The 14046-nt window shown below is 41.3% G+C and carries 14 protein-coding genes; 2 read left to right on the top strand and 12 right to left on the bottom strand.

The window, feature by feature from the left end; genetic code table 11:
- Positions 1 to 9 precede the first annotated feature (9 nt).
- From LUA86_RS09005 to LUA86_RS08950, 12 genes are all read right to left on the bottom strand, one after another.
- Positions 10 to 1023, bottom strand: coding sequence for a xanthine dehydrogenase family protein subunit M (locus LUA86_RS09005; RefSeq protein ID WP_231460289.1), 1014 nt, complete (start codon positions 1021 to 1023; stop codon positions 10 to 12).
- Between the two features lie 21 nt (positions 1024 to 1044).
- A complete protein-coding gene (locus LUA86_RS09000; protein WP_370634340.1) occupies positions 1045 to 1824 on the bottom strand; it encodes a (2Fe-2S)-binding protein in 780 nt (259 codons plus the stop codon).
- A 110-nt stretch (positions 1825 to 1934) separates the two neighbouring features.
- Positions 1935 to 2840 carry a bifunctional molybdenum cofactor biosynthesis protein MoaC/MoaB gene (gene moaCB / locus LUA86_RS08995; RefSeq protein WP_231460288.1) on the bottom strand — a complete coding sequence of 302 codons (906 nt, stop codon included), beginning with the start codon at positions 2838 to 2840 and terminating at the stop codon, positions 1935 to 1937.
- Position 2841: 1 nt separating this feature from the next.
- A complete protein-coding gene (locus tag LUA86_RS08990) occupies positions 2842 to 3285 on the bottom strand; it encodes a molybdenum cofactor biosynthesis protein MoaE (RefSeq protein WP_231460287.1) in 444 nt (147 codons plus the stop codon).
- On the bottom strand, positions 3282 to 4394 hold the full coding sequence (locus LUA86_RS08985) for a HesA/MoeB/ThiF family protein (protein ID WP_231460286.1): 1113 nt from the start codon (positions 4392 to 4394) through the stop codon (positions 3282 to 3284). Before LUA86_RS08985 ends, LUA86_RS08990 begins: the two co-directional genes overlap by 4 nt.
- 6 nt (positions 4395 to 4400) lie before the next feature.
- Positions 4401 to 4634, bottom strand: a complete 234-nt coding sequence (locus LUA86_RS08980; protein ID WP_231460285.1) for a MoaD/ThiS family protein — start codon at positions 4632 to 4634, stop codon at positions 4401 to 4403.
- A gap of 32 nt (positions 4635 to 4666) precedes the next feature.
- Positions 4667 to 5407: a sulfite exporter TauE/SafE family protein gene (locus tag LUA86_RS08975; protein WP_231460284.1), complete on the bottom strand. Its 741-nt coding sequence runs from the start codon at positions 5405 to 5407 to the stop codon at positions 4667 to 4669.
- A gap of 7 nt (positions 5408 to 5414) precedes the next feature.
- A complete protein-coding gene (gene glp / locus LUA86_RS08970; RefSeq protein ID WP_231460283.1) occupies positions 5415 to 6593 on the bottom strand; it encodes a gephyrin-like molybdotransferase Glp in 1179 nt (392 codons plus the stop codon).
- Between the two features lie 4 nt (positions 6594 to 6597).
- On the bottom strand, positions 6598 to 7578 hold the full coding sequence (moaA, locus tag LUA86_RS08965; RefSeq protein WP_231460282.1) for a GTP 3',8-cyclase MoaA: 981 nt from the start codon (positions 7576 to 7578) through the stop codon (positions 6598 to 6600).
- Positions 7575 to 8165 (bottom strand): NTP transferase domain-containing protein, encoded by a 591-nt coding sequence (locus LUA86_RS08960; protein WP_231460281.1) that lies wholly within the window; start codon positions 8163 to 8165, stop codon positions 7575 to 7577. Before LUA86_RS08960 ends, moaA begins: the two co-directional genes overlap by 4 nt.
- Positions 8165 to 9274, bottom strand: a complete 1110-nt coding sequence (locus LUA86_RS08955; RefSeq protein WP_231460280.1) for an XdhC family protein — start codon at positions 9272 to 9274, stop codon at positions 8165 to 8167. Before LUA86_RS08955 ends, LUA86_RS08960 begins: the two co-directional genes overlap by 1 nt.
- 1479 nt (positions 9275 to 10753) lie before the next feature.
- Positions 10754 to 11206, bottom strand: a complete 453-nt coding sequence (locus LUA86_RS08950) for a JAB domain-containing protein (RefSeq protein WP_231460279.1) — start codon at positions 11204 to 11206, stop codon at positions 10754 to 10756.
- Between the two features lie 590 nt (positions 11207 to 11796).
- Here LUA86_RS08950 and LUA86_RS08945 point away from each other — a divergent pair.
- The gene (locus LUA86_RS08945) at positions 11797 to 12534 is read left to right on the top strand and encodes an ImuA family protein (RefSeq protein WP_231460278.1); all 738 of its coding nucleotides are present in this window, start codon (positions 11797 to 11799) and stop codon (positions 12532 to 12534) included.
- 32 nt (positions 12535 to 12566) lie between these two features.
- Positions 12567 to 14027, top strand: a complete 1461-nt coding sequence (locus LUA86_RS08940) for a DNA polymerase Y family protein (RefSeq protein WP_231460277.1) — start codon at positions 12567 to 12569, stop codon at positions 14025 to 14027.
- Positions 14028 to 14046: the final 19 nt, after the last annotated feature.

Below are 14046 nucleotides of genomic sequence, written 5' to 3'. Positions count from 1 at the left end.
AATGATAAATTAGATTGGGCTTTCGGCTCCCCTTAATGCAATTTCCAGAGCACTAACAATTGTATTCCTGCCCAGAGCCACCTTAAATTTATTATGCGATAATGGTTTTGCTTCAGTCATTTCTGCCTGTGCTGCAGCGGTGAAATTAGCCGTACTGGCGATTTTGCCTTTAAGTAAAGCTTCTGCTTTTAAAGCTCGCCAGGGTTTATGTGCAACTCCACCCATGGCTATGTGTGCGGATAGAATCTTATTTCCCTCCAGCACCAGACCAGCCGCCACTGATACCAATGCAAATGCATAAGAGTTGCGATCACGCACCTTTACATAAGCGGAGTGCGCAGCAAATTTATTAGTAGGAATTTCAATCGATGTGATTAATTCTGTTCTGTTTAGGTTATTATCCTTTTCGGGATGGTCTCCGGGTAACCTGTGAAAATCGTGTATAGGGATGCTGCGTACATTACCATCTGCCTGCATGACCTTGATCCGCGCATCCAGAGCAGATAAAGCAACAGCCATATCCGAGGGATATACAGCCACGCAGTTTTCAGACCATCCAAAGATGGCATGCATCCTATTGATGCCTTCCATTGCAGCACAACCTGAGCCAGGTGATCGTTTATTACAAGCCATTGCCGTATCATAAAAATAAGAGCAACGGGTCCTTTGCAAAAGGTTTCCACCATTTGTAGCCATATTTCTTATCTGAGCAGATGCCCCGGCTAAAATAGCTTTGGTAAGAATTGGGAAATTCTGCCGGATTTCGGGATGGTGTGCAGCATCTGTATTTTTACCCGTCGCACCAAGAGAGACTCCGGCGGTGTTTACACCAAAACTGATCTTAGAAAATGAAGTCGAATCCAGGCGGGTCAAATCAATGAGTTCATCAGGCCTTTCTACATCTTCCTTCATCAAATCAATTAGATTCGTTCCGCCAGCTAAAAAACGCGCATTTGGATTTTTTATCAAGAGCTTTAGCGCATCGGAAGGGCTATTGGCGCCAGTATATTTGAATGGTCTCATAATTGGGGTATTGCTTAAATATTAGCCTGCAAACAGCCAGTTTTGTTGAACATCTTTTCCGCTTTGAGCTTCTTTAATTGCAGCCACAATATTCGGATAGGCACCACATCGGCAAATATTGCCAGACATTCTTTCTGCAATTTCCTCATCAGAGAGCATTACCGGTGCTGCCTTTGTGCGGATGTCCTTGGTCAGGTAACTCACCTGACCATCTTTTGCTTCTTTCATCAATGCCACTGCCGAGCAGATTTGTCCCGGTGTACAAAACCCACACTGGAAACCATCGTGTTTTAAAAACGCAGCCTGCATCGGGTTTAATTCATTTCCCTTGGCAAGGCCTTCGATCGTGATCACTGATTTACCTTCACAACTTGCAGCAAGTGTCAGGCAGGATAATATTCGCTTTCCATCCAGGATTACCGTACAGGCGCCACACTGACCGTGGTCACAACCTTTTTTAGAACCCGTTAGACCTAGTCTTTCCCTCAAGGTGTCCAGCAAGCTACTTCTGGAATCTACAAGCACCTTTTTATCAGCAGCATTTACCTTAAAGCTTACCATCACACCGTTTTCAATGGCACTTTCCGGTAAATCTTCAATATTTATATCCGCAGCCCGGGCAAAAAGCTGTTCAGCCCCGATAAGATGACTGGTCAGTAAGCCAGCCGAAGCCAGGCCAACCAGTTTCATGAAATGCCTCCTATTTAAGCCCGACTGCGTAATTTCCGCTAATTCCTCAGGCATGAGGTCGCCGAAAAGTTTTATTTCCTCCGCTGTAAGTTGAGTTTTTTGCTGATTCATTCTTTTGTTCTGCTGGTTATCATAGCGGCTGAGGGATTGATTAGCCGCTCTACCATAAAAGAACAGTTGAATTGTGCGAAGGTTTCAGCCAATCAGAAATATTACAGAATTTAATGCCGTTCGCCCTTAATCACTTTAAAAACATGCAAAACCTGGGGGAAGAGTGCATCAATGCTTTCCTGGGCACCCTTTACCGAACCTGGCAAGGTCAGCACCAAAGTGCTGGCTATCAAACCGCCAACGCTTCGCGATAGCATCGCATAAGGCATACGTTCCTGTCCATAGCGCCTGGCGGTTTCCATAATGCCATTGATCGATTTTTCTATCAATGGCCCGACGGCATCACTGGTCACATCCCGGGGAGAAAGTCCTGTGCCGCCGGTAAAAATCAGAAGGTCAACTTTTTGAGCCAATGTCTTCGTTTTTTCCTGAATGGTATCATACTCATCAGGGATGACTTCATAAAACTGGGTCTGAATACCAAAGGTTTCCAGTCTGGATACAATAATTTTACCCGATTGATCGACTCCTCGACCAGATGAAATGGTATCTGAGCAGACGATAACCGCTGCTTTTAAACCCATAAAATCCAAAGGATTAAAATCCGTTTTTCCACCCGACTTTTTAAGGAGCTTAATCGATTCAATTTCAACGCCTTTATCAATTGGCTTGAGCATATCATACATCGTCAATGCGGTAACCGATGCGCCATGCATGGCTTCAACCTCCACCCCTGTTTTATAAATGGTATGTACTTCGACCGAAATGATGATAGATAAATCTTTGATATCATAGCTTATCGCCGTAAACTCTACTGGTAACGGGTGACAATCGGGTATAACATCACTTGTTTTTTTTACACCAAGTAAACCTGCTGCACGGGCAAATTCGAAGACATCGCCTTTGGGCACTCTACGTTGCTCCACCGCTTCTATTGTTTCTTTTTTAGACACTTTTACCGTTGCGGTCGCAATGGCAATGCGGAGCGTATTTGATTTATGCGTAATGTTTACCATATTATATATTTTCTTTCCAATGGTGCGTACCGTCTTCGAAAATTTCCCTGCCCCATACCGGAAGTTCTGCCTTTAATCGTTCTACAATTTCCTCACAAGCCATAATGGCTGGTTTTCGATGGGCTGAGGAGGTGAATACAAATAAACAAATCTCCCCAGTTTTTATGGTACCCAAAGACTGGTAAACATGCATGCAGGTTAGGTTATATTTCTCAAATATTTCCGCTCTGATGGCATGCATCTGCTCCAGAGCAGTTTCCTGGTAAGCGGTGTAGTCGATTGCTGACACGCGTTTGCCGTCAATTTCATCTGCCCTGACCTGGCCTAAGAAAATACTATGGCCACCGATCTCTTTTTTAGCACTGTGTTTTGCAATACTACCGCCAATAAAAGCAGGGCTTATCGGACCATCAACAAAAATATTTTTTATGTTCTTCTCTTTCATAACCGGGAGGTAAAAAATTGCTTCCAACGGGCAATTCCGCCTTTGAGGCTGTAAATATTTTTAGTAATTCCGTATTTTTCACAGAGTTGTTCCCCGGCGCCCAGGCTTCTGATTCCATGCTGGCAAATACAAACTATATTTTTTTCCAAAAGGTTTTCCTTCATTAGCTTTTCAATCTCAGACATGGGAAACTGTCTGTATTCGCCGGAGCTTAACTTGGGTGATTCATAAACTTCACGAACATCAACAAGTAGGCAATTGCCCTTTGCTTTTATAATTTGTAATTCTTCAAAATCTATTTCGACCACGCCGGCATTATCAGCGGTTAAATTCTCAAATCTTAAACTTAAGAATGAGTTTTCATCTTTGGCTCGTACATAACTGCCTGCCGGTCCGGGAGAAAGTTCAATTTCATATACAGATTGCGCCAATAAATTATAGTTCAGCAATTTATTTACCAGCGGCCTACCAATCCCACTCAACACCTTTATTGCTTCTGCGGCTTGCATCGTCCCAAATATACCTGGTAATACACCGATAACACCATTTTCAGCGCAATTCAAAATTTCTCCTTTTTCAGGTGGGATTGGAAAAACATCCCTGTAATTGGTGCTTATTCCGTTCACATCCGGCACATTGAAAACAGCCAGCTGTCCTTCAAAACCGGAAACTGCTGCAAATACTAAGGGTTTTTTGAGTAAGACACAGGCATCGTTAATCAGATATCGGGCATTAAAATTATCTGTTCCATCGATGACTAAGTCATAATCCCTCAGAATATCCAGGATGTTATCCTGGTTGATAAAATAGGGGTAAGGTTTAAATATAATTTCAGGATTTAAGGCTGAAAGACTGATTGCTGCCAGTTCAACTTTTAACCTGCCAACCTCGCTGGTTTTAAATAATAACTGACGGTGCAGGTTACTAATCGAAACCCTGTCACCATCGATAAAGCCCAGTGTGCCAATCCCGGCCCCGGCAAGATACTGAAGCGCAGGACAACCCAACCCGCCAACCCCGATAACGAGCACCTTCGCCTTCGCAAGCTTTTGCTGACCGGACAGCCCGAAGCCATTTAATATCACCTGCCTGTTGTAACGTTCACTCATTTATTGCTATCCTCCGGAAAAAGGTGGCATAATCGCAACAACATCACCCGATAAAAGTTTGCGGTTTTGTTGCACAATTTGCTTGTTCAAGGCCAGTTTATATTTAATTGTTTTAAGCGCAGGATAAGATTCTTCCAGTTGCAGTTTTAAGCCATCTGTATCCATAGGCTCATCAGTCTTCAGACTAGTGATGGTCATAATTTCGGCAATTTTGCCAAAGCTCAGAATATTGATTTCCATATTGCTAATTTACCTTAAGAATCTATGATATCTTAAGCATAAGTGAAAAGTAATTTATATGCTGCGAGTGCTAGTACACAGGCCAGAACATTTTTTAAGATTGATTGAGGAAATTTTAAAGCGCCAAAATAAGCGCCACAACAGCCGCCAACAAAGGCCACAAGAACATAGGCAATCATATCCTGATTAAAAGTGATGCCTTTAACCAATTGGCCGCCAAGTCCTGAAACTGAATTGACGAAAATAAATGCCGCACTTATGGCCGCTGTTTGTTTTTGATCTGTCCACTTCAAAAGGAGCAAAATAGGAGAAAGAATAATACCTCCCCCAATACCAATCATACCGGAAAGCAGACCGATAATACCCCCAATAATTAAAGAAAGGGCAAAATTTGCCGCTTTAAAATCTTTTGGTTCGGTATTTTTAAAAAAGAAAAAACGTATTACCGGTATAAGCAATAAAACGCCTAATATTTTTTTGTAGAGATTGCTGTCGGTTGCCATCGTGCCGCCTAAAAAAGAAAGCGGAACGGAGGCTAAAGCAAAAGGCCAGAATATTTTCCATTTAAAGTGCCTGCCACGGTAAAACTGAATGAAGGAAATTGAGGATACAAAAAGATTCAATAGTAGTGCCGTTGGTTTCATTATCAGAGGCGATATTGAAAAAATAGCCATTAAAGCAAGGTAGCCACTTGCGCCACCATGCCCAACGGAAGCATAGAGAAAAGCTACAATGAATAAAAGCCCGAAAAAAAGTAGGAGTTCTGCCTGCATTCTCTTATTATTCGGGTATTAATAAAACATTCACAATCTCGCCTGGTGTAAAATTGTCACGATCTTCATCCAGGATAATCAGGCAATTTGCCTGCGCGAAGGAACGCAGTCTGAAGGATTCCTGTGCATCCAGTGTTGATGCTTTGCCATCCAAATAATTTCCTTTTAAAAAATGAGTGAGTCCGATAGGTTTTTTATAATGATTTAACAATTCTGCCTTAATTTGATTTACGGGATTTTGCTTACCGGAAAGAGCGCATATGGCAGGTAAAACATAATTATAAAAGCAGCTTAAAACAGATGATGGGTTACCAGGCAAACCAAACACCAGTTTCCGATTGAGTTTTCCGAAGAATAATGGTTTACCGGGTTTTTGCTTTACTTTATGAAAAATATGCTCAATATTACAGCATCTGGACGCATCTAAAACAAAATCATAATCGCCAACGCTAACCCCACCTGTTAAAATCACCACATCACTTATATCTAACGCCTGCTGAATAACCTGTATTAAAACCTCGAGATCATCATCCGCTTCAAATATTTTTAGCACCTTTATTCCAGCCTGTTGCAGCGCAGCCCTCAATGAATAGGAATTGGATTCATAAACCTGCCCGAACTGCAGGACTGAACCCGGCTTAGTCAGTTCTTTTCCCGTAAGAATAATCGAAACTTTCGGCATGGGATACACCAAAACCTGAGTGATGCCTATGCCAGCTAAAAATCCAATGGCTGCCGGAGTCAAAAGATTACCTTTGAGCATGGCTAGCGCTCCGGTTTTAATTTCTGAGCCTTCGTTTCTGGTATTTGAACCTAGAGAAAGATTTGGGTCTTGAATGACCAGTTGGCCGCCATCGAAACCTGTTTTCTCTTGCATCACTACCGTGTCTGCGCCTTTTGGCAATGGTGCCCCCGTAAAAATCCTGCAGGCTTGCCCGCTTAAAATTTCACCGTCTTGTGAAGTTCCGGCTGCCATTTCACCAACCAGATCAAGCGCTGAATGTCTATCGGTAAATTTTATGGCATAACCATCCATAGAGGACTGTTTGAAGGCAGGAATGTTGCAGATGGCAAATACGTCTGCTGCTAAAACATGCTGATGTGAGCAGGAAATATGCTGCTCGACCGGTGAAAGCATTATCGAATGCCCGGCGATAAACTCTTTTGCTTGTTCTACCCCTATCATTAAATTAGCCACCAATGGTAATCATACTTCTATTGCTAAGGGTTTGGGGGTCCAGGTTTTCAAAATTTTGACCTAACTGTCCACCAAGCGCCTTTTCTTTAGACCAAATGGAGGCCTTTATTAAAGGCAGGATATCCTGCCCAGCGCGGAAAGCACTTAATAGATCCGTTTCCCCAACTGAAAATAAACAGTTTTTTAATTTACCGTCAGCGGTTAAGCGCATTCTGTTACAGGTGCTGCAAAATGGCGCAGTCATGGTGCTGATTATCGCAAATGAGCCCTCATGTCCTGGAATCATAAAGGCTTTTGCCGTATCGTTTGGAGCAGATTTAACCGGCAAGACTATAAAATGCTGCTCAACTGTTTTCAGGATTTCATCCAGCGAAAACATCTTGTTACTGGTCCATTTATTCCCTGCAAAAGGCATAAATTCTATAAACCTGATCTGAATTGGATTATGTCTGGTCCAATCGATGAAATCTTTGATTTCGCTATCATTTAAACCTTTCATCACCACCATGTTTATCTTCACCGAAATTTTATGTTGCAACAGTAATTCAACATTACTCCGCACCTGGTGAAAAACATCTCTTCTGGTAATGAGCAAAAACTTTTCAGCCTGTAATGTATCTAAACTGATATTTACCGTTTTTATGCCTGCTTCCAGCAAAACAGGCAGCATTTCAGCGATACGGGTGCCATTGGTGGTGATAACCAATTCAATCGGAAGTTTTCCAAGACCCAAAATAATTTCTGCAGCGTCTTTTCTGACCAGGGGTTCCCCACCGGTAAGTCGGATTTTCTTTACGCCCTGTTCCATGAAAGTTTTAGCAATCGATAAAATTTCCGCAGGCTGCATCAGCCTGGATGCTGGTGTGAAGTCATAGTCTTCATCTGGCATACAGTAAAAGCAGCGGAAGTTACAGTTATCGGTTAACGATATACGCAAATAATCATGCACTCTGCCGAAGGAATCTGCTATCATTTAGGGTTGATTAAATTTTGGTAGTCAAGCTCAGTATCGATATCAATGCTTCCAAGTTCAAATGCAACTGAAGCACTATCATCGATATGCTGTTGTATTAATTCTTTGGCGCCATGGGAGCCTTGAACGCCTACCAATTTAGTAAAATACTTCTTATTGAACAAGGTTGGTGTACCTGTTGTTTTTGAATAAGCTGAGCTTACAATGTTTTTCTTATCCGATAGGTGCTTTGTATGCAATGCTTTAAATACCTCCGGGTTGATATGGGCCTGGTCTGCGACAGTGATTATTACGTTTTCTATATTTTTAAAATCTGTTAAAACCTTCTTAACGCCCAGGCTGATGCTTGATGAGATCCCCTTTTCCCAATCTTCATTGATCAGATAAATAACCTGCGGATCATTATGTGAGGCTTTAATAGCATCTGCGTATGCACCAAGCACAACGATGACCGGATGAAACGGGGTATTTAAAGCTGAAGCGGTCACTGAGGCTAAAAGCGTTTGCTTTTTATATTGTAATAACTGTTTTGGTCTGCCTAATCTGCTGGAATTCCCAGCGGCCAGTATGATAATTGCCGTACTCATTAATCTGCTTTCACCTGGTAAAAGTGGATGGGGTTTTTCTTTTCTTTCAACATCATTGCGGATGCGCCGGTAAAAACAGTTTTAATTTCTGCTACAATAGAAACTGCAATTTCTTCCGGTGATTCCGCTCCGATATCTAAGCCAATGGGTCCGTGCACCCTTTCAGCGTCATCTTCCTGCGCTAAATCCTCCAACATTCTTAGTAATTTCTTTTTGGGACCTAAAGTACCAATATATCGGGCTTCTGAATGAAGCAAAATGCCCAGCAATGCTAAATCGTAATTATAATTATGGGTCATGAGCACAAAGGCTGTCTGTTCATCAATTCGTAGCTGATGCAGCAACTGCTCAGGTTTCAACACCAGGGTCTTGCTCACTTTTGGAAACCGCTGGGCCGTGCAATGGGTTTGCCTCCCATCCACAACCACTACCTCCCAGCCTAAAAAGGTCGCCATTTCTGCTAACGGTTGCGCATCATTTCCGGCCCCAGCAATCACAAGTTGTATAGGAGGCGGAATGAACTCCAGTAAAGCATCAAATGTTTTGCCCGAGACTACATAAGACTCCATTGTGGAGCGTTTGAGTTTGAGCACATCAAAAGCATCGTTTTTAACCGAACCGGCAATTTCAGAATCGAGTTTATCCGTCGAGTCATTCTCCCTAAAAAGCATAACAGAACCAGGCTGTTGTTTATCATTCATCGCAAAAAGTGTAGCCATTACACAGTTTTCTCGACTGGCGTTTGCCGCTTTCAATAACTCGATTGGATTTATCTCATCCTGCGCAAAAATGGGCTCAAAGAGAATGTGGACAATACCATTGCAACCCAGTTGCACACCAAACTTAGCATCATCTTCGTCGGTGGTATCGTATCTTATCAGTTTATTCTCACCCTGATGAATTGCAGATAAGGCCTTTCTCAAAGCATCCCCTTCCAGGCAACCACCACTTATCGCACCCGTTAGGTTTCCATCATCGGTGACCAACATCCTTGCGCCCGGCCTGCGATATGAGGAACCATCCACCTTTACCACAGTCGCCAAAGCAGCTCTTTTACCTGTCGATACAGCTTCTTTGTACGCATCAAGGATATCAACAATTTCTTTCATAGGTATTTTGCAAAACTTAAAAATTCAAAATAAAAAATCAGCTCGTCCAAAGGTAACAGAAGAAAGACTTTAAAGTGTTGTTGTGTTAAATAAATTACCAATAAGCGCAATGTATAATTTTCAGTTTTAGTATATATACGGAAACGTTGAAAGCGGCTATTTTTCACACATCAGATTAATGCTCGGTGTGCCTACATCAGCAAGGCTAAAACAACAGGCTTCCAATGCTAAAAATCAAAATAGGGGGTTTATGGTATCGGCATGTTCATCTGTTTCTATGTCAAAAAGATCCTGTTCTTCCAATTTGATATATTTAAAATCTTAATCTTCTAATAAAGTTGGTAGGCTGAAAACCTATTACCGTTTACACCGAATGAAATAAAAAGACAAAATAAATCCCCTGGTATTTGCATATCAGAGGATTCTTCTTTCATCCGAAAGGTTGGAGGATCGTCATCCATTGATCCCCATGACTACAATGTCTTCTGCAATCCTATATAATTTAATCTCTACAAATAATACTCAATATTAAGTATTGATTGGTTAAGATACTTATGCCGAAGATTTTTGTCTAAAAGTTATACAATCATGTTCAATCCTTTGAAGTTGTAAAAAACAAGATTTAGAATAGTTAAATCCAGCGATTGGATGCAAAACGGAAAGTATTAAAAACCGGAAATTATGGGAGTTGTATAATGGCTCAGTTAAAATTTCATCCATCCTAAAAGAATTCGAACCTTTCTGTAACTATGATGTTCTTTAATTACATCAATAAGGAAAATTACGAAAACATTAAGATTAATCGCCATTGCCGGAGTGTTCCTATTTTTAGGCGCATGCAATAACAATACTGAAGAGAAAAATCGTGAGTCGGAAATTAATACCGATACAATTGACACCACAGCGACCAACAATCAGCAAATGAGTGATACTGTCCGAACGGATTCTACCACAAATTCAGTACCGTCCAATTAAAGATAGATTAAAACCCTAGCATCCGCTGGGGTCTTTAAGTATCTGATATCTTTATTTTTTGATTGTGGTCTGGACAAATAAGAAAAGGCTATCCTAAGGTAATTGGCACTGATTCATGCATCATATTACAATTGACTGCTTAGCCTAAAACGGGATTCATGCCCGGTGAGAAAAGCTTGTTTATAAAATACATTGATACAAAATGATTTAGTCAAAGCGAATTCCAATAATGGTGCTTTCAGGTAAACTGGCCAACCTTCATTTTAACCATTGTTTTAATAGCAGCTGCTACCAGCCCTAAATCTAAATATCCTTTTTTTAAGCATTCTGAAAAAGTTAAAACCTTCGAATAGAGCCTAAACTCAAGAACTGAAAGTTATTTATGTCGCTATTGGATTATTTAAGTATTGGATTTTTCCGGGAATTTCAGCTTTGTTTTTTTGTTTAAGGACAACGCTCTTGTAAGCTAAAAATCCCAGAAATAGCTCAAAATACTTATCTATCTTACATCATGCCTTCATCAGTGAAACTATAATAACCATAAGCGGAAAGGATGATATGGTCATGCACCTTTATCCCAAGCAATGTTCCGCCATCCGTCATTTTTTTGGTTAATCGGATGTCGGCCTCACTCGGGCATAGTTCAGCGCTAGGATGATTATGAGCGAGGATTATCCCACTCGCACAAGCTTTCAACGCCGCGGAGAACACCACCTTTGGATCAATCATAACTTCTGAAAAGCCACCTTGAGCGACACTGAGTACACCCAGCACCCCATTCTGCCTGTTGAGCAACATCACTTTGAATTCTTCAAGTAATTGCATTTTGTCAGCATTCCAACACTGATTGAAAACCCCATAAGCAGTATCCGAAGAAATTACCTTAGGTTTTTCCGAAAGTTTATAAGCCGGACGATAACTGATTTCGATTTCTGAAACTTTAAATTGCTTTTCCATAATATTTAAGATTTAATTATGGTGCATTAAAAGGTTCAGCCCTTGCGCCAAAGCAAAAGGAGGAATGGAATAAATGGATTCGAGTTGAAAAGGCTATAAGTGGGTTTATGCCGGAAATTCCTTTGCATGCCGCAACTGAACCTTAAATTTGAAACAAAATTAGATAGACCCACTTCATCACACATCAATTCGAGAACTTTCAGGAAATACGAAACTGTAAAATGCAAGGTAAAACGGAACCATTTTTTATATCATTCAGGATAAGACCTACCTAAAAAATATAACCTTCAATCACAGATTGGCAGAAGCAAATATCAGATAAGAATGCTAATCTACCTATGTAATAGTTTTATACCGAGACAATAAAAAAAAGTGGAAGTAGTAGAATAATCCGTAACTAATAAGAATTGAAATAAAACACCCTCCTAATCACGCATAAAACTTATGATAATCTTGTCTATAACCGGGAAGTAAGAAATGTAAAATTGTTGAAAAAATAACTAATTTTGTTAGTAATTACTAATATTGTTAGTAATATATTTGTATAATAATAAGTTGAAATCAGCTTAAAATTAGCAGAGTTATATTCAATGATAGTGGAAAAGCAGGAAATATTAGCTAAGTTGCGACAGCAGCTATTAGAAATGCAGGGGTATAAATCACTCCCGGAAGCATCAGGCAATAGCTTTGGTCTCGGTCCCATTGAATCCTGTTTTCCAACCAGCACTTTTCCTACTGGAACCATTCACGAATTTCTTGCAGAAAGCCCAGAAGAAGCGGCAGCAAGCGAAGGTTTCATGACAGGGTTGCTGTCAAAGCTCATGGAAAACGGGCGCTCCTGCTTATGGATTAGCCAAGAGCGAAAACTTTTTCCGCCCTCACTGGAAATCTTTGGTGCCGATCCACAACACATCATCTTTATCGACCTAAACTATAAAAAAGATATTCTATGGGTGTTGGAAGAAGCGCTGAAATGTGAGGGGCTTGCCTGCGTGATTGCGGAGCTTCCAGACGTGGATTTTGCACAAAGTCGAAGGTTGCAACTTGTTACCGAAAAAAGTCATGTTACCGGATTTATTTTAAGAAAGCGATCAAAATCAAGAATCTCCGCTACTGCTTGTACCGCTAGGTGGGCGATCAAACCTTATCCATCAGCAACGATAAATAACCTGCCTGGGGTAGGAAATCCAAGATGGGAGATAAATTTAATTAAGGTCAAAAATGCTGAAGGCGGTACGTTTCTTCTGGAATGGGCGGATAATAGGTTTCTTCCGGTAGAAAGTAGTCATCCAGTTGTTTTAAAAGAAGAGAAGGAAAAAATTGCATGAGCAGGTACCTAAGTATATACTTTCCAAACCTTTTGACAGATAGTCTTGCCATCAGAAAACCAGAACTTAAGGATACCTGTTATGTTTTTACCATGTCCCAGAAAAATAGAATGATGGTGACTGCCTCATCGCGCCAGGCTGAAAAGCAAGGCATACATGTTCCCATGGTTCTTGCAGATGCCAAGGCATTAGTGCCGGATATATTAGCATTTGATGAAAAGATTGATTTCAATCAAAAGCTACTTTTTAGAATCGCAAAATGGGCAATACGCTATTCACCTAATGTTGCCGTAGAATTACCGGACGGCATAGTGCTGGACAGCACTGGCTGCGCTCACCTTTTTGGAGGAGAAGAAAAATACCTGAAAAACATTCTAAGCAAACTTGAACAATTCGGTTATTACTGTCTTGGGGGCCTATCAGATTCAATAGGTACCTCCTGGGCTATCGCAAGATTTGGGCATAAATTACCAATAATACCTTCCGGACAACAGTATAATGCCTTACTTAACCTACCCCCTGTCGCCTTACGCCTAACGCAACCCGTTATCGAAAGATTACATAAACTCGGATTTGATAAAATTGGAAAATTTATTCAAATGCCAGCATCCATATTAAGAAGAAGGTTTGGAACCGAAATGCTAAGCCGTCTTGGACAAGCACTTGGCACTGAAGAGGAAGCCTTTACGCCAATCATTTTTAAAGCGCCCTACCAGGAGCGTCTGGTTTGCTTAGAACCTATCAAAACCCGCTCAGCCATTGAAATTGGGATTGAGAAACTGCTAGAATTGCTATGCAAAAGATTATCAAAGGAAGGACAGGGAATCCGATTAGCCGACTTGCAATGCTACCGTTTGGATGGTAAAATAACCGAAATACAAATTGGCACCAATCAGTCCACCCATAACATTAAACATTTGACGAAACTATTTGGGCTTAAGATAGATAAAATAGCGCCTGGGCTAGGCATAGAACTTCTTATCTTGACGGCAAGTAAAACCGAGCAGGTCCTTATTGAGCAAGAGAAACTTTGGGGCGGAAACTTCGGGCTTGAAGATCAGAATCTTGCCCAGCTACTGGACAGACTTGCAGGAAAGGTTGGCCATCAAGCCATAAAAAGATACATCCCTCAGGCCCACTACTGGCCGGAGCGCTCTCTTCGTCAGGCCATAACACTGGATGAAAAAACGGAAATTAAATGGCAGAAAGCAAATCCCCGCCCCATGGAAATGTTGCATAATCCTGCTGCCATCAAAGTCACAGCGCCTATACCTGATTACCCGCCATTGAGCTTTCGTTACAAGGAGGAGCTGCACTGGGTAAAAAAAGCAGATGGGCCAGAGCGCATCGAGCAGGAATGGTGGCTCTCTCAGGGAGAGCACCGTGACTACTACATATTAGAAGATGATAAGGGATGCAGATATTGGGTATTCAGATCGGGCCACTACAATGAGGATACATCTGAGTGGTTCCTGCACGGATTTTTCGCGTAAACCATAAAAGTTAAGAATA

Origin of the sequence: Pedobacter sp. Leaf132, from assembly GCF_920984695.1 — a bacterium.
GTDB lineage: Bacteria > Bacteroidota > Bacteroidia > Sphingobacteriales > Sphingobacteriaceae > Pedobacter.
This window is presented reverse-complemented; position numbering and strand designations above follow the sequence as displayed.

Bases quoted from the DNA above. Each gene is read 5' to 3' on its own strand.
- LUA86_RS08990 (WP_231460287.1), bottom strand. From the start codon at position 3,285: ATGAAAGAGAAGAACATAAAAAATATTTTTGTTGATGGTCCGATAAGC.
- LUA86_RS08950 (WP_231460279.1), bottom strand. From the start codon at position 11,206: ATGGAAAAGCAATTTAAAGTTTCAGAAATCGAAATCAGTTATCGTCCG.
- LUA86_RS09000 (WP_370634340.1), bottom strand. From the start codon at position 1,824: ATGAATCAGCAAAAAACTCAACTTACAGCGGAGGAAATAAAACTTTTC.
- LUA86_RS08960 (WP_231460281.1), bottom strand. From the start codon at position 8,165: ATGAGTACGGCAATTATCATACTGGCCGCTGGGAATTCCAGCAGATTA.
- LUA86_RS08985 (WP_231460286.1), bottom strand. From the start codon at position 4,394: ATGAGTGAACGTTACAACAGGCAGGTGATATTAAATGGCTTCGGGCTG.
- moaCB (WP_231460288.1), bottom strand. From the start codon at position 2,840: ATGGTAAACATTACGCATAAATCAAATACGCTCCGCATTGCCATTGCG.
- LUA86_RS08955 (WP_231460280.1), bottom strand. From the start codon at position 9,274: ATGAAAGAAATTGTTGATATCCTTGATGCGTACAAAGAAGCTGTATCG.
- LUA86_RS08975 (WP_231460284.1), bottom strand. From the start codon at position 5,407: ATGCAGGCAGAACTCCTACTTTTTTTCGGGCTTTTATTCATTGTAGCT.
- LUA86_RS08980 (WP_231460285.1), bottom strand. From the start codon at position 4,634: ATGGAAATCAATATTCTGAGCTTTGGCAAAATTGCCGAAATTATGACC.
- glp (WP_231460283.1), bottom strand. From the start codon at position 6,593: ATGATAGGGGTAGAACAAGCAAAAGAGTTTATCGCCGGGCATTCGATA.
- LUA86_RS09005 (WP_231460289.1), bottom strand. From the start codon at position 1,023: ATGAGACCATTCAAATATACTGGCGCCAATAGCCCTTCCGATGCGCTA.
- moaA (WP_231460282.1), bottom strand. From the start codon at position 7,578: ATGATAGCAGATTCCTTCGGCAGAGTGCATGATTATTTGCGTATATCG.
- LUA86_RS08945 (WP_231460278.1), top strand. From the start codon at position 11,797: ATGATAGTGGAAAAGCAGGAAATATTAGCTAAGTTGCGACAGCAGCTA.